Source organism: Thermoanaerobacter brockii subsp. finnii Ako-1 (assembly GCF_000175295.2).
Classification (GTDB): domain Bacteria; phylum Bacillota; class Thermoanaerobacteria; order Thermoanaerobacterales; family Thermoanaerobacteraceae; genus Thermoanaerobacter; species Thermoanaerobacter pseudethanolicus.
In genome coordinates this window covers 2,154,353-2,171,456 of record NC_014964.1, presented here as the reverse complement: position 1 = coordinate 2,171,456, position 17,104 = coordinate 2,154,353, and the positions used below count along the sequence as shown (strand labels likewise).

Sequence of the window (17,104 nt, the reverse complement as noted above, 5' to 3'; positions counted from 1 at the left end):
ATAAAATGGATGGTATATTGTATGCAATAGTAGTATTAGGCGGTTTAGGATTTTTATTTGGATCAAGTCTTTCTTTAGCATCTAAGATTTTTGCTGTGGAGATAAATCCAAAAGTAAAAAAGATAAGAGAAGTTTTACCAGGTGCAAACTGTGGGGCTTGTGGATATCCCGGTTGTGATGCCTATGCTAATGCAATTGTAGAGGGGAAAGCTCCAGTAAATGCTTGTAGTGTTGGGGGAAATTCTGTAGCAAAAAAAGTGGCAAATATAATGGGAGTCGACGCTGTAGAAGTAGAAAGAAAAGTAGCAACTGTATTATGCCAAGGAGATCGTAATAAAGCAAAAGATAAATATCTCTATTATGGTATAAGGGATTGTAGGGCTCAAAATATATTAGCTGGAGGAAGCAAATCTTGCTCATACGGCTGTTTAGGTTGTGGTACTTGTGTGGATGTTTGTGATTATGGTGCAATTCAAATTATTAATGGAGTTGCTGTTATAGATAAAGAAAAATGTGTGGCTTGCAAAGCTTGTATAGAAGTTTGTCCTAAAGGAATAATTGAGCTTGTACCCTATGACCAAGAAGTGATAATAAAATGTAAGAGTAATGATCCGGGTAAGGTAGTTAGAAGCAATTGTAGCGTTGGATGTATTGGATGTCAAATATGTGTTAAAAGTTGCCCTGAAAATGCAATTACTTTTGAAAATTATCTAGCAAAGATTAACTATGAAAAATGTACTAATTGTGGAATTTGTGCTGAAAAATGTCCTACAGGTACCATATTTTCGAGTCTAGAACAGGTAAGGAAGAAAGTACAATAATTTAGAGCCTTTAATTAGGCTCTTTTTTATTCTTTTATAATTATTTTGTAAATAAAAAATATAAATGGTAAACTAAGTATGACGTTTGTAGAAATAAACTTGTTTCAAGGAGTGAAAAAAGTGACAAAAGGTGACAAATTTTTAATAATTACTATTGTAATTATCAGTGTTATATCACTTATATTTATAAATAAATCAGTTTCTAGTTACGAAGAAAAGTATATAAGTATACAAGTAGATGGGAAAGAGGTAAAGAGAATAAAATTTGATAGTAGTTTAGTGGGAAAAACAATACCAATAAAGACAGAATATGGTTATAATTTACTTGAAATTGGAGAGGATAAAGTGAGAGTAATTGAGGCGGATTGTCCTGATCAATTGTGTGTTAAACAAGGCTATATTTCACGAGTTGGAGAGGCTATTGTATGTTTGCCCAATAGATTAGTTGTTGAAATAAAAGGAGGGGAGAAGGAAATGGAAATAGATGGTATCAGTTACTAGAAGGGAACGAATAAAAATATTGCATCTATTCAGTGCTTTTAGGAACGAAAAATCCCGAACATGTAAGGAAAAATTTAGATTTATTAGAGTTAGAGATTGACGACAAAATTGTAGATAAAGCAATAGAAATTGCTAATTCATAAATTTTTTAATAAATTTTTGATTTAAAAAGAGGAATATTTATTTTTTTGTAGAATATTAATTATTGTGTGTGTTAAAGAAAGATTTATGGGTGTAAAAGGTGGCATAAAATGAGTAAAATTTTAGTTTTAGACGATAATAAGGGAATCTGTAGTTTAATAGAAGAAATTTTCACGATGGATGGCCATGAAGTGAGAACTTACAGTGATATTAGCCATTTTGACAAAGAGATAGAAAAATTTAGACCTGATGTAGGATTGTTTGATTTACACATGGCAAAAGATATGCTAAAAATCATCAAAAAAGTTAAGAATATTCATCCAAACATGAAAGGTATTATAATGTCAGCAGATGAGCCACAAGAGCCTTTTACGGAGTTTCCTTTTATCTCTAAACCTTTTGACATAATAACACTAAAAAATTTAGTTTATGATAGTCTAAAGCAAGAAATGTTTGTATAAGGTACGTTTGTACCTTTTTATATTTTTCTTGAGCTAGCTTTAAACAAATGCTATAATGAAAAAGTAAAGTTACATAATATTAGGTAGTATTTTGAAAACAGTTATAATAAAGGAGTTGTTAGAAATGTTAGTGACAGGTATAGAGATATTGGAAAAGGCCCATAAAGAAGGATATGCAGTTGGAGCTTTTAACACCAGTAATTTAGAAATTACTCAAGCCATTGTGGAAGCAGCAGAAGAGACTAAATCACCAGTCATAATACAAGTCAGTGAGGGAGGATTGAAATACGCTGGTATTGAGACGATTTCAGCGATTGTCAGGACAATGGCGGAAAAAGCGTCAGTTCCAATTGCCCTTCACCTTGACCATGGTACAGATTTCAATACGGTCATGAAATGCTTGAGAAATGGTTGGACTTCTGTAATGATGGATGCATCAAAATTGCCACTCGAAGAAAATATAAAAGTGACGAAAACTGTGGTGCAAATTGCTCACGGAATGGGAGTTTCTGTTGAAGCTGAAATCGGAAAAATTGGTGGTACAGAGGATAATATCACAGTAGATGAAAGAGAAGCGGCTATGACAGACCCAGAAGAAGCTTTAAAATTCGCAAAAGAAACAGGAGTAGATTATTTAGCTATAGCTATTGGGACAGCTCATGGACCTTACAAAGGAGAACCTAAGCTGGACTTTGATAGACTTAAAAAAATAAAAGAAATGCTCAATATTCCTTTAGTTTTACATGGAGCTTCAGGAGTTCCTGAAGAGGCTATAAAGAAGGCTGTAAGCCTTGGCATAAATAAGATAAACATAGATACGGATATAAGACAAGCTTTTGCACGAAGACTAAGAGATTTATTAGAAAAAGATAGTGAAGTATACGACCCAAGAAAAATTTTAGGTCCGTGTAAAGATGCGATGAAAGAAGTAATTAAGCAAAAAATGATTTTATTTGGAGCAGCAGGAAGAGCATAATTTAAAGCGGGGTTTCACCGCTTTTTATTTTTTATGTATAAATTTTTACAAATTGTCAATTATAAATTTGGGACTGAAAATAACTACTTGACATTCCAAAAAAATATAAATAAAATAGAATAAGATTATACGTATTCATTTCTTTTAGCATTTTCTTTTTGTGTTTTTAATAAGTATCCTTTGCGAGAAGTGTGTTGCGCAGAAATTCTCATTTTTATCCTCCAGGTAAGTTCCCTCTTATACTTTTTTAAAAATGAGGTAATGAGGACTTAGTTTGTTAAAATTCTACTTTTGGGAGGTGTACATTTGCATTTTGATATTAATACTTTGGGAAATTTGAGTTTGATGGAACTGAGAGAAATTGCAAAAGAGTTAGGCATTAAAAGTATTACGAAATACAGAAAACAAGAGCTGAGAGAAAAAATTTTGGAAAAAGTTAGTCAATTAAATGGAGAAAATTTAATTCAAGAGGATAACAGAAAAGAGGAAGGTTTAAATGAGGGGCCAACACAAGAATTACAAGAAAGTAGGGTAGGGAAAAATACAGACGATACTTCAAATACAAATTCTAACATATCGAAAAATGGATATGCAAAGTCTATTAGTACTGAAAATAGCGCAAATGGATTACAAGCTCAATCAAAGCCTTCAAAAGACATCTTGCCAATTGCTAAAGAACTTTCTGATCCATTGAAAGAACTTATACAGACACAAGGAGATGTAGTGGCAGAAGGCATTCTTGATATTTTGCCAGATGGTTACGGATTTTTAAGAGTAGAAAACTTTGTTCAAGGGCCTAAAGATATATATATTTCTCAATCGCAAATAAGGCGTTTTGGCTTAAAAGTTGGCGACAAAGTAAGAGGTATTACAAGGATTCCTAGAGAAGGGGAAAAATATTCTGCAATTCTTTATGTGGAATCTATAAATGGTGAAGATCCCGAAAATGCTAAAAAAAGGATTCCCTTTGATGAATTAACTCCTATTTTCCCAAATGAGAAATTGAGATTAGAGACTTCACCTACAGAATTTTCCATGAGATTGGTAGATATCATTGCTCCTATAGGTAAAGGGCAAAGGGGTATGATTGTTGCACCGCCAAAAGCAGGAAAAACCACTTTACTTAAGCAAATTGCCAATAGCATTTCACAAAACCATCCAGAAGTTATTCTCATTGTGCTTTTAATTGATGAACGCCCTGAAGAAGTAACTGACATGAAACGTTCTATAAAAGGAGAAGTAGTATATTCTACTTTTGATGAACTCCCAGAACACCATACTAAAGTGGCTGAAATGGTATTAGAGCACGCTAAAAGACTTGTGGAGTATAAAAAGGATGTGGTGATTCTTTTAGATAGTATTACTAGGTTAGCGAGAGCTTATAACCTTATTACACCTCCTTCAGGAAGAACTCTTTCTGGTGGCATTGACCCTTCTGCATTACATCCTCCGAAAAGATTTTTTGGAGCAGCCAGGAATATAGAAGAGGGTGGAAGTTTAACTATCCTTGCTACTGCTTTGATTGAAACGGGAAGCCGCATGGATGAAGTTATATTTGAAGAATTTAAGGGAACGGGCAATATGGAACTTCACCTTGATAGAAAATTACAAGAAAGAAGGATATTCCCTGCTATTGATATATACAAATCGGGTACAAGAAAAGAAGAATTGCTGCTTACTAAAGAAGAATTGGAGGCCATGTGGATATTAAGGAAAGCCATGTCAAATTTACCGCCTGCAGAGGTTACAGAGATGTTAATTGAAAAATTAATACGAACTAAATCTAATGCGGAGTTTATAAATATGATAAGAGCACAATTATATAAATCTTGATATTGTGTATAACTTGTGTTATAATTTCTCCGTATGAGTTTTGGTTGAAAGAGGTGAAAGCTGTGAAACCGAATATACATCCTACCTATTATCATGATGCGGTTGTAAGGTGTGCATGTGGAAATACTTTTATAACAGGTTCTACAAAGAAAGAAATTAGAGTAGAAATATGTTCCAAATGCCATCCTTTCTTTACAGGCCAGCAGAAGATTGTAGATACAGGTGGAAGAGTCGAGAGATTTAGAAAGAGATTTAATTTAGAGGAAAAATAATTTGGGGGTTAGAGTGGTGAAGACTCTAACCTTTTGTTTTTAATTTGACATTAAGAAAGGTGGTTTTCATGATATACGGATCTTTGGATCATGGTTTTATAGAGGTTATAGTTGGTCCTATGTTTAGCGGTAAAAGTGAAGAACTAATAAGAAGGATTAAAAGAGCACAAATTGCCAAACAAAAAGTACAAGTTTTTAAACCGGCTATTGACGATAGATATTCTATTGACAAGGTGGTATCTCACAATGGCACTAATATAAATGCTATTAGTGTAGTAAAAGCTTTTGAAATAATTGAGCTTTTAGAAGAAGACACAGAGGTTATCGCAATTGATGAAATTCAGTTTTTTGACCATTCGATTGTGGATGTTGTAAGGGAAATTGCTGATTTGGGCAAAAGAGTCATTTGTGCTGGCTTAGATATGGACTTTAGGGGAGAACCATTTGGGCCTACTCCTGATGTAATGGCAATTGCGGAGTCTGTGGATAAACTGACGGCTATATGTGTGAAATGTGGCAATCCTGCTACTCGCACTCAAAGGCTTATCAATGGGAAACCTGCAAAATACGATGATCCAATCATTTTAGTAGGGGCCCATGAAACCTATGAAGCAAGGTGTCGAAAATGCCATGAAGTTCCCCGTACATAGAAAAGAGGTGTAATAATGAAAAAAACTGATATAGGTGGTCAAGCAGTAATTGAAGGAGTTATGATGAGAGGACACAATAGTGTAGCGACAGCTGTAAGAAAAGGAGATGAAATAATTATAAAGAAAGAGTATGTAAAACCCTTGACTAAAAGGAATAAATTTTTTTCGTTACCTTTTATAAGAGGTACTTTTGCTCTTTTTGATTCTCTTATCGTAGGTATAAAAAGCCTTACTTATTCTGCAGAACTTTTTGAAGAAGAAGATGAAGAAAATATTTCAAAATTTGATTCATTTTTACAAAAAGTGTTTGGAGATAAGTTAGATGATGTTTTGATGTATTTTTCTGTCGCAATATCTTTAATTTTATCTATTGTCATATTTTTTATCGGACCGACATATGTAGCGGATTACATGAAATTATTTACAAAAAATACCATAGTCATAAATTTTGTCGAGGGGTTGTTGAGGGTTGTCATTTTTCTCTTGTACCTTGTTCTTATTTCTCAGATGAAAGACATAAAGCGTATTTTTGAATATCATGGGGCAGAGCATAAGGCTATTTACTGCCTTGAACATGAAGAGGAATTGACAGTAGAAAATGCTCGCAAATATACTACTTTACATCCTAGGTGTGGAACAAATTTCCTTTTTATAGTCATGACTGTCTCTATAATAGTTTTTTCTTTTTTGAAATGGCCTACTCTTTATATAAGGATACTCAGTAGAATTCTTTTGCTTCCTGTAGTTGCTGGTATATCTTATGAAATAATAAAATTGGCAGGGCGAAGTGACAATAAAATAATAGCGGCTTTTGTATATCCTGGCTTGCTGTTACAAAAACTTACTACAAGAGAGCCTGATGACAATCAATTAGAAGTTGCTATTGCATCACTAAAAAGTGTTTTGGAGGACGAGGGAGGACAAGAATTTGAAAGTATATGAAGTGATAAATTTAGGGGCAAAAGAACTTCAAGGCATTTGCGAAAATCCTAAACTTGAAGCGGAACTGCTCCTTGCCTACTGTTTGGGGATGGATAGGATAAATCTAATAATTAAAAGAGAAGATGAAGTGGAGGAAGGGGAGTTAGCAAAGTTTTTAGGACTTTTAAATATGAGAAAATCTCACATTCCTTATCAGTACATTGTAAAAAAACATTATTTTATGGGTTTGGAGTTTTTCGTGGATGAAAATGTATTGATTCCAAGGCCTGAGACGGAAATACTTGTGGAAGAAGTATTAAAAAGGCTTAAGAAAGGTAATACACTAATTGACATAGGGACAGGCAGTGGTGCTATAGCTGTAAGTGTAGTCAAATATTTTCCTGATTGCTTTGTATATGCTGTCGATATTAGTAGAAAAGCTCTTGAGGTGGCAAAATATAATGCAAAAAAACACAACGTTTTAGATAAAATTGTTTTTATAGAAAGTGATGTTTTTTCACAGGTTCCTAAGAATATAAAGTTTGATTTTATTGTATCAAATCCACCCTATATTAAAAGAGGCGAACTTGAAACCCTTCAAGAAGAAGTAAAAAAAGAACCTATTATAGCGTTGGATGGAGGAGAAGATGGGCTTTTCTTTTATAAAAAGATTATAGAGGGAGCTCCTTTTTATCTAAATCCTGAAGGGGCAATTTGCTTTGAAATGGGATATGACCAAAAAGAGGAGGTAACTGATTTATTGACAAAAGGTGGTTTTAAAAATATTGAAGTGATAAAGGATTTATCGGGAATTGATAGAGTTGTAATAGCAAGGTATAAGTTATAGTTTTCACAAATAGCAATATATGATATAATCAATTTTTGAGGTGAGATGATGATTGATAAATTGCAAGCAATAGAAGATAGATATGTAGATTTAAGTCAGAAAATAAGTGACCCTAATATTATTTCAAATGTAGCTGAATGGAGAAAGTATGTAAAAGAGCATGCGGCTATTGAAGATATTGTGTTAAAATACAGAGAATACAAAAAAGTTTTGGAAGATATAGAGGCTACAAAAGAGTTGTTGTCTTCAAATGATGAAGAGCTTAAAGAGATGGCAGAGGAAGAACTTTCTCAATTAGAAGAAAAAAAAGAAAAATTATTAGAGGAGATAAAAATTCTTTTAATACCAAAAGACCCAAATGATGAGAAAAACGTCATAATGGAGATTAGGGCAGGAGCAGGAGGAGAAGAGGCAGCTCTTTTTGCCCATGACCTTTTTAGGATGTATTCCATGTATGCAGAGAAAAAAGGTTGGAAAGTAGAAATAATGAGCTCCAATGAAACAGATATCGGAGGATTTAAAGAAGTAATTTTAAATATTTCTGGAAAAGGATCTTACAGCAGGTTAAAATACGAAAGTGGTGTTCATAGGGTTCAAAGGGTTCCAACCACTGAAGCTGGAGGAAGAATACACACTTCTACCGCTACAGTGGCAGTTTTGCCTGAAGTCGAGGAAGTTGATGTAGAGATAAATCCAAATGATATAAAGATAGATGTATTTAGGTCAGGCGGTCATGGAGGGCAGAGTGTAAATACGACTGATTCCGCAGTCAGAGTTACCCATATTCCGACAGGGATTGTAGTAACTTGTCAAGATGAGAGGTCACAGATTCAAAATAGAGAAAGAGCTCTTAAAATTTTGCGAGCAAAGCTTTATGAAATGGCTCTACAAGAACAACAAAGAGAAATTGCTGAGACACGGAAATCCCAAGTAGGTACTGGGGAAAGGAGCGAGAGGATAAGAACTTACAATTTTCCACAAGGCAGAGTTACTGACCACAGAATAGGTTTAACTTTATATAGATTACAGGAAGTTCTTGATGGGGACTTGGATGAAATTATAGATGCTTTAATTTTAAATGACCAGGCAGAAAAACTCAAGAATATGAATCTAAATTAAAGGAACAGGGAAACCTGTTCTAGCTTGTGACAAAATTTAAAAAATTTTCAAAAGAGATATTTTGCATCGTCGCTCCGGTTTTCCAAAGCGACAAAACATAAGCTTCCCCTTCAGGTTCCGGCAGGGTACCTCCGTCAGGTGGCATCCATGCCTTAAGGTGCCCGCCTTCGCCATCCATGGCTTCGGCCCTGCCTCCACCCTCGGTCTTGCTAAGTTTTGTTATCGTTTTGTACCAAGTCGCTCCTTATGCAAAATATCTCTTTTACGAAAGTTTGCGTACAGTCTGGAACAGGAAAACCTGTTCTTTTTATTTCTGTATAGATAATGATATTATCAAAAAATATAGGTATAATTAAAATTTTTGTGCTTGACTAAATAATCGTTATAAATTATAATTATAAAAAAACACTTTATTAAGTTAAACTAAGAAATAGCAGTATGTGACAAAATACATACAATTTAACATTGCCCCCCAGCTGTCCTCTATAGAGGACGCTTTATTCGCTCGATGGTCCTCCTACCTTCGAGCGAATTTTTTTGTGCTAAGCATAAGTTCAATAACGATTTAATACATTTGAAGTAGATTTAAAAATTAAGGGGATGTTTTTATGTCTGCCTTCAATGGGATGATAATAGGCTCTTTGGTCGGAATAATCGGTACGGGAATGGGGGGAGCTGCGACATATTTTTTAAAAAACCCTTCTAATAGATTTTTTAGTGGGATTATGGGCACTGCTGCAGGTTTAATGCTTTCTATTGTTGCTTTTGACCTTTTGCCTCATGCTTTTGATATAGCAGGTCTTACATTGGGGACAATTGGGATATTAATGGGAGCCATTTTGATTTCTTTTTTTGACATGATAATAGAAAATATGGATATTGCCGGAAGTTTCATAAAAGAAGGAGTACTATTAGGAATTGCAATTGCTTTACATAATTTCCCTGAAGGACTTGCTGTAGGTTCTGGTTTTATGGTATCTCAGTCATTAGGTATTGACATCGCCTTAGTTATTGCTTTGCACGATTTTCCTGAGGGTTTAGCAATGGCAACGCCATTTTCTGCAGGCGGTATACCTCCTTATAAAAATGTAATATACACCGTATTGGCTGGGATTCCTACAGGAATAGGGGCTTTAATTGGAGTTGTGACGGGTGGTATATCCCCTTATTTTATTGGATTAAATTTAGGCATAGCAGGAGGAGCTATGTTGTATGTGACCTGTGGCGATGTAATTCCTGAGGCCAGAAATATTTACAAAGGGAAAATTTCTATTTTGGGGATGATATTAGGTTTTATTGGTGGTATAATAATAACAAAGTATTTGTAAGTTTTGTTTATGCAGGGAGTGCCTTAAATGACAAAAATAGTACGTGTTAATAAAAATAATCCAGAAATTGAGCTTATTGATTTTGCAGCAAAAGTGATAAAAGAAGGAGGACTTGTGGCTTTTCCTACAGAGACAGTTTATGGAATTGGAGCCAATTCTTTCAATGAAGAAGCTATAAAAAAGATATTTATAGCAAAGGGAAGGCCTCAAGATAACCCTCTTATTGTTCATATTGCAGAATTAGAGCAGATTTATGACCTTGTGAAAGAAGTACCTCAAAAAGCTAAAACTCTTATGAAGAAATTTTGGCCAGGCCCTTTAACACTTATTTTTAAAAAATCACAAAAAGTGCCTTATGTTAATACGGCTGGCATGGATACTGTAGCTATAAGGATGCCTTCAAACACAATTGCTCATCTTTTAATCAAAAGGGCAGAAGTCCCTATATCTGCTCCCAGCGCTAATGTTTCAGGTAAGCCTAGTCCTACTGATGCTTCTCACGTTATTGAAGATTTGTATGGAAAAGTAGATGTAATAATAGACGGAGGAAAATGTGATGTTGGCGTAGAATCTACTGTTTTGGATTTGACAGAAAAGGTGCCGGTCATTTTAAGACCGGGAGCAGTTACTTTGGAAATGCTGAGAGAAGTGATAGGAAATGTTGAAGTGGATCCTTCACTTTTAAAAAAGCCACAAGAAGATTTAAAGCCTAAGTCCCCTGGCATGAAGTACAAGCATTATTCTCCTAATGCGGAGGTCTATATAGTAACAGGAGACCTTGAGAAAGTTGTAAAAAAAATTCAAGAATTGACAGAAGAACAATTGAAATATGGTAAAAAAGTTGGTATAATGGCAACGGTACAAACTTCGACACAATATGAAAAGGGAGAAATTATTGTCGTAGGGGATAGAAATAGACCAGAGACGATAGCGAAAAATCTTTTTGAAGTTTTAAGACAATTTGACAAAAAGGGAGTAGATGTCATTTTTGCTGAAAGTTTTGAATATGACAATATTGGACTTGCTATTATGAATAGATTAGAAAAAGCTGCCGGTTATAAAGAAATAAGTGCTGAAGGAGAATTGCCATGAAAGTATTATTTGTGTGCACTGGGAATAGCTGTAGAAGCCCTATGGCAGAGGGACTTTTTAATGACAAAGCGAAAGCTTTCGGTAAGGACTTTGAAGCAAAATCTGCTGGAGTATTTGCTCCAGAAGGTTTTCCAGCTTCGCAAGAAGCAATAGAAGTATTAAAACAGGATTATAATATAGATATTTCAAACCACAGGTCAAAAAGTTTAAGACGTCAAGATTTAGAAGAGGCTGATTTAATTTTAGCCATGTCGAATTCTCATAAACAGAGCATACTTTCTAAGTACCCAGAATATTCCCATAAAGTTTTTACTATAAAAGAATTTGTAGGGCTACAGGGAGAGGTTGAGGACCCTTATGGCATGCCTATAGAAGTGTATAGACAAACGGCTCGCGAGTTAGACAATCTAATTTCAAAGATTATAACCAAAATTTCAGAAGGAAGGGAAAAACGGTGATTGCATTAGGAGCTGACCATGGTGGCTATGAACTTAAAGAAGCTATAAAAAAGTATTTAGATGAAAAAGGAATAGCCTATAAAGATTTTGGAACTTTTGGTACAGAATCTGTAGATTATCCAGATTATGCCCTCAAAGTAGCAGAGGCTGTTGCATCTCATGAGTGCAGCGAAGGAATTTTAGTCTGTGGGACAGGCATTGGTATGTCAATAGCGGCAAATAAAGTACCAGGAATTAGAGCTGCTCATGCAGAAGATGTTTTTTCAGCAAAAGCCGCTAAGGAACACAACAATGCTAATATTTTGTGCTTGGGAGGACGCATCACAGGACCAGGACTTGCTGTGATGATGGTGGAAGAATGGTTAAATGCAACTTTCCAAGGAGGACGTCATCAGAGAAGGATTGACAAAATAGCGGAAATTGAGAAAAAGTATAGCAAATGATATTAATTTGTTATTAGAAAAGAAATTTTAAACTTACAGGAGGTAAAAAATGTATAAAAATGTATTTGTCATTGACCATCCACTTATTCAACATAAAATAAGCCTTATAAGAGATGAAAATACAGGTTCTAAAGAATTTAGAGAGTTAGTAGAAGAAATTGCAATGCTCATGGCATATGAAGTCACAAGAGATTTGCCTCTTGAGGAGATAGAGGTAAAAACTCCAGTGGCAGTGGCAAAGACAAAAGTGATTGCAGGGAAAAAATTAGGAATAATCCCTATATTAAGGGCAGGATTAGGAATGGTGGATGGAATGTTAAAACTCATTCCAGCTGCTAAAGTAGGACATATAGGAATTTACAGGGACCCTGAAACTTTAAAACCTGTAGAATATTACTGTAAACTGCCTTCCGACATAGCAGAAAGAGACCTCATTGTGGTAGACCCTATGCTTGCGACAGGAGGTTCTGCTTGTGCTGCCATACATTTTCTCAAAGAAAGAGGCGCACAAAATATAAAATTGGTGAATTTAATAGCTGCTCCAGAAGGAATTGAGGCAGTTCACAGAGACCATCCAGAGGTTCCAATTTACGTGGCCAGCATAGACCAAGGTTTAAATGAACATGGTTATATTGTACCGGGTTTAGGAGATGCAGGAGATAGGCTTTTCGGCACAAAGTGATGGCGAGGGATGTACAAATGAGACCCTCATGGGATGAATATTTTATGCAAATTGTAGATGTTGTAAAAACTCGCTCTACTTGTCTTAGAAGACAAGTAGGGGCTATTTTGGTGGTGGATAAACACATAATTTCAACAGGGTATAATGGTCCTCCTACAGGACTCGCCCATTGTGAAGAAACAGGTTGTTTGAGAGAGCAATTAGGGATACCGTCGGGAGAAAGGCCAGAGCTTTGTAGAGGTGTACATGCAGAGCAAAATGCGATTATACAAGCAGCGTTGCATGGGGTAAGTACTAAAGGGGCTACTCTCTATGTAAGTGCCAGTCCTTGTGTCATATGCGCTAAAATGTTAATCAATGCAGGAGTTAAGCGAATTGTATATGAAGAGGAGTATCCCGATGAATTAGCTTTTAAACTTTTAAAGGAAGCAAATATTGACTTAGTAAAAATTGAGCGACAAAAATAAGCGGGGAATAAACCCCGCTTTTATAGATTTATTTTATTTATTAGCTTCTGCTTTTGTTTGACTTTTAGCGATTAGGTACCACAGATAACCAATTACTATTGCTCCGATGAATCCGCCTATTACGTTGTAATCAGCGACCATCCAGCCCCATTTGCCTAGGTAAGCGCCGCCAAGCCATGCTCCGATTAGATGTGCAACTAGTGCTGCCCAGTATGTTCCGTAAATTTTATTTAGCTTTTCGACGTAAGATTCTCCAGCTTTGGAGTTGAACAAAGGATGAAATACAAGACTAGATATAAGTCCTACTACAATAAGTGTTACCCAGAACATATTTCACACCTCCTTTTTGAGATATTTTTCCTTCCACTTATAATTTTACTTTATCAAAATTATAAAACAAATTTGATTTTTGACCTTTTTTGACCAAAAAAGTTTATCAGGAAAATTTATCTATATTTATCTGACCTTTTCTGACTTATTCTCTTTTTATCTAATTATTTCTAATGGCTGCCCATTTTTCCTGTTATGTCAATAATAAAATTTTTTAGATTGATGAATAAATCTTTTTATTTCAGTTAATAATTTAAAATAGAAGGGCGGTAAAAATCGGCGGATCCATTCTCCCCCTTGTGGATTCGCAGGTATTTTACCGCCTTTTTTTAAAAGGAGGTAAGAAATGTGTTTAAAAAAATATTTACAGGATTAATAATTTTTATTGTAATATTTTCATTTGGATTTCAAAAACAGACTTTTCTTTCATTGACGGAAGATGTTTCACTGACAAAAGAAGTCTTTTTAACGACAGGAGCCACTTATGAATATGCGAATATAAACGGGTGGGCAAAAGTCGACAATGTATTTACAAATTTTGACAATTTAACAAAATATGTTGAAAAAGCACTTGAAAGCATGGAAATTGACAAAGAAAAAATTAAGGTATCAAAAAGCGAAAAAGATAATTTTCGACAGATAGAAATAGACTATTCAGAAAATATGAGAGCAATAAGTATTGTGGCGCAAAGTATAAAGAATAGGGATAAAGGAGAGGCATACTTGTTAATAGATGAATATTTACTAAAAGGATATCAAGATGTTGAAAAAGAAAAAAAACTTATCGATAATACTTTTAAGGAATTAAAAGGGAAACCGGAGATAACAACCTGCTTTGTAGGGACTTTTAAAGGGAAGTTGAATAAAGAAAAAAATAGTAGTATAGTTAAATTAATACTTGACAAATTAGATGCACAAAAAGTAGAAGGAATGGAAGATGAAAATATAATAAGTGTTTCTGCTTATTCGAGCAAATTAAAAGAATATATTAAATTAGGAAGTGAAAAAATAAATTTAAACGTAGCAATAAGATATAGTTCTTTTGACGATAAAACTTATATATGGGTGGCGACACCTATTATAGCTATAGAATATTAAAAGAGGGTGATAACAACGAAATTTATTGTTGAAAAAAGCCCACCTCTTAAAGGAAGTGTAAAAATAAGTGGTGCTAAAAATTCTGTATTACCTATAATTGCCGCTTCTTTGTTGTCATCAGGAGAAATAGTGTTAGATGACATACCTACTTTAGAGGATGTCAATGTCATGATAGAGTTAATTAAGCATTTTGGTGCTATATGTGAATTTGAAAATGAGAAATTAAAGATAAAAGTGGATATTAAAGATGTAGAAGCCCCATATGATTTGGTGAAGAAAATGAGAGCATCGTTTTTGGTGATGGGACCCATACTTGCAAGGTTGGGGCACGCTAAAATTTCTATGCCAGGTGGGTGCGCTATTGGTTCTCGACCAATAGATTTGCATTTAAAAGGATTTCAAACTTTGGGAGCAGATATCACCATAGGACATGGTTATGTAGAAGCACGAGCCAAAAAATTGACAGGCAAAAAAATTTATTTAGATTTTCCAAGTGTTGGGGCTACAGAAAACATCATGATGGCGGCAGTTTTTGCGGAAGGAGTTACTATAATAGAAAACGCTGCGGAAGAGCCGGAAATTGTTGACCTTGCCAATTTTCTCAACAAGATGGGAGCAAATATTAAAGGCGCGGGGACAGATACAATAAGAATTGAAGGAGTAAAGGAGCTAAAAGGGGCTGAGCATACTGTCATACCAGATAGAATTGAAGCAGGGACTTTTATGGTAGCAGCTGCAATGACTGGAGGAAATGTTCTTATAGAAAATGTCATAGTGGATCATGTAAGGTCTATAATTGCGAAATTAACAGAATGCGGAATTAAGATAACAGAAGAACCTAAGGGACTGCGAGTCAAAGGAATCAAAAATTATAAAGCAGTGGACATAAAAACTCTTCCTTATCCAGGCTTTCCTACAGATATGCAAGCTCAAATGATGGTTATGATGACAGTGGCAAAAGGGACAAGCGTTATAATAGAAACAGTTTTTGAAAATAGATTTATGCATGTGGATGAGCTAAAGCGTATGGGGGCAAATATAAAGATAGAAGGGAGAAGCGCTGTTGTTACAGGAGTAGATCATTTGACAGGTGCAGAAGTTAAAGCAACGGATTTAAGGGCGGGAGCAGCCTTAGTATTGGCAGGACTTATTGCAGAAGGTAGGACTGAAATAAACGATATTTATCATATTGACAGAGGTTATGTAAAAATGGAAGAAAAGTTAAAAAATCTTGGTGCAATCATATATAGAATATAAAGGCGTCATGTTGCGCCTTTTTAAATTTACGAAAAATTTTAAGAAAGTATGTTGTTTACTTAAAAGTTTTTATAATTTCTATTTTTTGTTGAAGGATTTTTAATAGCTTTGTAGAATTAATATATTGAAAAGGTTTTGATAAAAGATTGATAAAGGAGAGATAGGATATGAAAATTGGCGTTCCAAAAGAGATAAAAACTGCAGAGGCTCGTGTGGCTATTACTCCTGCGGGAGTTGAAGCTTTTATAAAAAATGGCCATGAAGTATATATTGAAAAAAGTGCAGGAATGGGAAGTGGCATAACTGATGAAGAATATGCAAAGGTTGGAGCGAAAATACTTAATACTGCAAAAGAAGTATTTGATGTAGCAGATATGATTATGAAGGTAAAAGAACCACAGCCAAGCGAATATGACTATTTCAAAGAAGGACAGATTCTTTTTACTTATCTTCATTTAGCTCCTGATAAACAACAAACAGAAGCTCTATTAAGGAAAAAAGTAGTAGGGATTGCTTATGAGACAGTACAATTAGATAATGGAGCACTTCCTCTCTTAACTCCCATGAGTGAAGTAGCTGGAAGGATGTCGGTGACAATAGGAGCTTATCTTCTTACCAACATAAATGAAGGAAGAGGAATTGTAATGGGCGGAGTCCCAGGAGTAGAGCCAGCAGAAGTAGTAATAATAGGTGGGGGAACGGTAGGTACAAATGCAGCAAAGGTAGCTATGGGGATGGGAGCAAGAGTTACAATATTGGATGTAAATCCAGCGAGACTTGCTTACCTTGATGACATATTTGGTGGACGAGTTACAACTTTGATGTCAAATAGTTTTAATATTGCTCAGAGTGTGAAGAAAGCAGATTTGCTAATAGGAGCAGTTTTGATACCTGGAGCAAAGGCGCCAAAACTTGTGACAGAAGAAATGGTAAAGACGATGAAGAAAGGTGCAGTAATAGTGGATGTTGCAATAGACCAAGGTGGTTGTATAGAGACCTGTGATAGAACGACTTCTCACAAAGACCCGTACTTTATAAAACATGGAGTAGTACATTATTCTGTGCCTAACATTCCAGGAGCGGTTCCGAGAACCTCTACTTTTGCTTTAACTAACGTAACATTGCATTATGCTTTAGAAATAGCAAATAAAGGATATAAGAAGGCTTTACTTGAAAATAAAGCTTTATTAAAAGGATTAAATGTTTATAAAGGAATGGTAACCTACAAACCTGTTGCAGATGCTCAAGGTTTAGAGTATGTTGACCCTGTTGAGGCTTTAGATAAAGAGTAAGATTTTCTGAATGAAAATATCTACCTCTCACAAAGAAATTTTGTGGGAGGTTTTTTGTTGTTTACTAAAAAATCTCATGTTATAATTTTTGTAAAATTAAAATCTCAATAGGCGG

21 protein-coding genes are annotated in these 17,104 nt (G+C 34.9%); 19 read left to right on the top strand and 2 right to left on the bottom strand.

Annotated elements, in window-relative coordinates; translation table 11 throughout:
* Positions 1–5 precede the first annotated feature (5 nt).
* The 10 genes from THEBR_RS10720 to prfA all read left to right on the top strand — a co-directional run bounded on the left by THEBR_RS10720 (position 6) and on the right by prfA (position 8,542).
* Positions 6–821, top strand: coding sequence for an RnfABCDGE type electron transport complex subunit B (locus tag THEBR_RS10720; RefSeq protein ID WP_003867324.1), 816 nt, complete (start codon positions 6–8; stop codon positions 819–821).
* Positions 822–941: 120 nt separating this feature from the next.
* Positions 942–1,322: a NusG domain II-containing protein gene (locus THEBR_RS10715; protein ID WP_038016313.1), complete on the top strand. Its 381-nt coding sequence runs from the start codon at positions 942–944 to the stop codon at positions 1,320–1,322.
* 251 nt (positions 1,323–1,573) lie between these two features.
* Positions 1,574–1,924, top strand: coding sequence for a response regulator (locus THEBR_RS10710; protein WP_003867322.1), 351 nt, complete (start codon positions 1,574–1,576; stop codon positions 1,922–1,924).
* 124 nt (positions 1,925–2,048) lie between these two features.
* Positions 2,049–2,900: a class II fructose-1,6-bisphosphate aldolase gene (locus THEBR_RS10705; protein ID WP_003867321.1), complete on the top strand. Its 852-nt coding sequence runs from the start codon at positions 2,049–2,051 to the stop codon at positions 2,898–2,900.
* 306 nt (positions 2,901–3,206) lie between these two features.
* Positions 3,207–4,733, top strand: a complete 1,527-nt coding sequence (rho, locus tag THEBR_RS10700) for a transcription termination factor Rho (protein ID WP_009051987.1) — start codon at positions 3,207–3,209, stop codon at positions 4,731–4,733.
* 62 nt (positions 4,734–4,795) lie between these two features.
* A complete protein-coding gene (rpmE, locus tag THEBR_RS10695) occupies positions 4,796–5,005 on the top strand; it encodes a 50S ribosomal protein L31 (RefSeq protein ID WP_003867319.1) in 210 nt (69 codons plus the stop codon).
* A 68-nt stretch (positions 5,006–5,073) separates the two neighbouring features.
* On the top strand, positions 5,074–5,655 hold the full coding sequence (locus tag THEBR_RS10690) for a thymidine kinase (protein ID WP_009051986.1): 582 nt from the start codon (positions 5,074–5,076) through the stop codon (positions 5,653–5,655).
* A 15-nt stretch (positions 5,656–5,670) separates the two neighbouring features.
* The gene (locus THEBR_RS10685; protein ID WP_009051985.1) at positions 5,671–6,597 is read left to right on the top strand and encodes a DUF1385 domain-containing protein; all 927 of its coding nucleotides are present in this window, start codon (positions 5,671–5,673) and stop codon (positions 6,595–6,597) included.
* Positions 6,584–7,423, top strand: a complete 840-nt coding sequence (gene prmC / locus THEBR_RS10680; RefSeq protein WP_003867315.1) for a peptide chain release factor N(5)-glutamine methyltransferase — start codon at positions 6,584–6,586, stop codon at positions 7,421–7,423. The genes THEBR_RS10685 and prmC overlap by 14 nt, the downstream gene beginning before the upstream one ends.
* 48 nt (positions 7,424–7,471) lie before the next feature.
* Complete coding sequence (prfA, locus tag THEBR_RS10675) at positions 7,472–8,542, top strand: peptide chain release factor 1 (RefSeq protein ID WP_012269765.1); 1,071 nt, start codon at positions 7,472–7,474, stop codon at positions 8,540–8,542.
* Positions 8,543–8,561: 19 nt separating this feature from the next.
* On the opposite strand, the gene THEBR_RS12270 is transcribed toward prfA, so the two are convergent.
* Positions 8,562–8,720 carry a hypothetical protein gene (locus THEBR_RS12270; RefSeq protein WP_013570856.1) on the bottom strand — a complete coding sequence of 53 codons (159 nt, stop codon included), beginning with the start codon at positions 8,718–8,720 and terminating at the stop codon, positions 8,562–8,564.
* A gap of 430 nt (positions 8,721–9,150) precedes the next feature.
* On the opposite strand from THEBR_RS12270, the gene THEBR_RS10670 reads away from it, so the two are divergent.
* From THEBR_RS10670 to THEBR_RS10645, 6 genes are read left to right on the top strand one after another with little or no spacing between them, the layout of a single operon-like run.
* A complete protein-coding gene (locus tag THEBR_RS10670; RefSeq protein ID WP_003867311.1) occupies positions 9,151–9,870 on the top strand; it encodes a ZIP family metal transporter in 720 nt (239 codons plus the stop codon).
* A 27-nt stretch (positions 9,871–9,897) separates the two neighbouring features.
* Positions 9,898–10,962, top strand: a complete 1,065-nt coding sequence (locus THEBR_RS10665) for an L-threonylcarbamoyladenylate synthase (RefSeq protein WP_012269764.1) — start codon at positions 9,898–9,900, stop codon at positions 10,960–10,962.
* Positions 10,959–11,420 (top strand): low molecular weight protein arginine phosphatase, encoded by a 462-nt coding sequence (locus THEBR_RS10660; RefSeq protein WP_012269763.1) that lies wholly within the window; start codon positions 10,959–10,961, stop codon positions 11,418–11,420. Before THEBR_RS10665 ends, THEBR_RS10660 begins: the two co-directional genes overlap by 4 nt.
* The gene (rpiB, locus tag THEBR_RS10655) at positions 11,417–11,863 is read left to right on the top strand and encodes a ribose 5-phosphate isomerase B (protein WP_003867308.1); all 447 of its coding nucleotides are present in this window, start codon (positions 11,417–11,419) and stop codon (positions 11,861–11,863) included. The genes THEBR_RS10660 and rpiB overlap by 4 nt, the downstream gene beginning before the upstream one ends.
* Positions 11,864–11,912: 49 nt before the next feature.
* Positions 11,913–12,545 carry a uracil phosphoribosyltransferase gene (upp, locus tag THEBR_RS10650; RefSeq protein ID WP_003867307.1) on the top strand — a complete coding sequence of 211 codons (633 nt, stop codon included), beginning with the start codon at positions 11,913–11,915 and terminating at the stop codon, positions 12,543–12,545.
* Positions 12,546–12,562: 17 nt separating this feature from the next.
* Complete coding sequence (locus THEBR_RS10645; RefSeq protein WP_012268568.1) at positions 12,563–13,012, top strand: deoxycytidylate deaminase; 450 nt, start codon at positions 12,563–12,565, stop codon at positions 13,010–13,012.
* Between the two features lie 33 nt (positions 13,013–13,045).
* Here THEBR_RS10645 and THEBR_RS10640 read toward each other — a convergent pair whose 3' ends face one another.
* Positions 13,046–13,342 carry a hypothetical protein gene (locus THEBR_RS10640; RefSeq protein WP_003867305.1) on the bottom strand — a complete coding sequence of 99 codons (297 nt, stop codon included), beginning with the start codon at positions 13,340–13,342 and terminating at the stop codon, positions 13,046–13,048.
* Positions 13,343–13,690: 348 nt separating this feature from the next.
* Here THEBR_RS10640 and THEBR_RS10635 point away from each other — a divergent pair, with 348 nt between their 5' ends.
* The 3 genes from THEBR_RS10635 (at position 13,691) to ald (ending at position 16,989) form a co-directional block, all read left to right on the top strand.
* Entirely contained in the window at positions 13,691–14,440 is a 750-nt protein-coding gene (locus tag THEBR_RS10635) for a YwmB family TATA-box binding protein (RefSeq protein WP_009051980.1), read from the top strand.
* Positions 14,441–14,446: 6 nt separating this feature from the next.
* On the top strand, positions 14,447–15,697 hold the full coding sequence (gene murA, locus THEBR_RS10630) for a UDP-N-acetylglucosamine 1-carboxyvinyltransferase (RefSeq protein WP_003867302.1): 1,251 nt from the start codon (positions 14,447–14,449) through the stop codon (positions 15,695–15,697).
* Between the two features lie 167 nt (positions 15,698–15,864).
* Positions 15,865–16,989 (top strand): alanine dehydrogenase, encoded by a 1,125-nt coding sequence (gene ald / locus THEBR_RS10625; protein WP_012269762.1) that lies wholly within the window; start codon positions 15,865–15,867, stop codon positions 16,987–16,989.
* Positions 16,990–17,104: the final 115 nt, after the last annotated feature.

Excerpts from the sequence above, each read along its gene's own strand:
- THEBR_RS10720 (WP_003867324.1), top strand. The coding sequence starts at position 6 with ATGGATGGTATATTGTATGCAATAGTAGTATTAGGCGGTTTAGGATTT.
- THEBR_RS10710 (WP_003867322.1), top strand. The coding sequence starts at position 1,574 with ATGAGTAAAATTTTAGTTTTAGACGATAATAAGGGAATCTGTAGTTTA.
- THEBR_RS10705 (WP_003867321.1), top strand. The coding sequence starts at position 2,049 with ATGTTAGTGACAGGTATAGAGATATTGGAAAAGGCCCATAAAGAAGGA.
- THEBR_RS10690 (WP_009051986.1), top strand. The coding sequence starts at position 5,074 with ATGATATACGGATCTTTGGATCATGGTTTTATAGAGGTTATAGTTGGT.
- THEBR_RS10685 (WP_009051985.1), top strand. The coding sequence starts at position 5,671 with ATGAAAAAAACTGATATAGGTGGTCAAGCAGTAATTGAAGGAGTTATG.
- prfA (WP_012269765.1), top strand. The coding sequence starts at position 7,472 with ATGATTGATAAATTGCAAGCAATAGAAGATAGATATGTAGATTTAAGT.
- THEBR_RS12270 (WP_013570856.1), bottom strand. The coding sequence starts at position 8,720 with ATGGATGGCGAAGGCGGGCACCTTAAGGCATGGATGCCACCTGACGGA.
- THEBR_RS10670 (WP_003867311.1), top strand. The coding sequence starts at position 9,151 with ATGTCTGCCTTCAATGGGATGATAATAGGCTCTTTGGTCGGAATAATC.
- THEBR_RS10665 (WP_012269764.1), top strand. The coding sequence starts at position 9,898 with ATGACAAAAATAGTACGTGTTAATAAAAATAATCCAGAAATTGAGCTT.
- THEBR_RS10660 (WP_012269763.1), top strand. The coding sequence starts at position 10,959 with ATGAAAGTATTATTTGTGTGCACTGGGAATAGCTGTAGAAGCCCTATG.
- upp (WP_003867307.1), top strand. The coding sequence starts at position 11,913 with ATGTATAAAAATGTATTTGTCATTGACCATCCACTTATTCAACATAAA.
- THEBR_RS10645 (WP_012268568.1), top strand. The coding sequence starts at position 12,563 with ATGAGACCCTCATGGGATGAATATTTTATGCAAATTGTAGATGTTGTA.
- THEBR_RS10640 (WP_003867305.1), bottom strand. The coding sequence starts at position 13,342 with ATGTTCTGGGTAACACTTATTGTAGTAGGACTTATATCTAGTCTTGTA.
- ald (WP_012269762.1), top strand. The coding sequence starts at position 15,865 with ATGAAAATTGGCGTTCCAAAAGAGATAAAAACTGCAGAGGCTCGTGTG.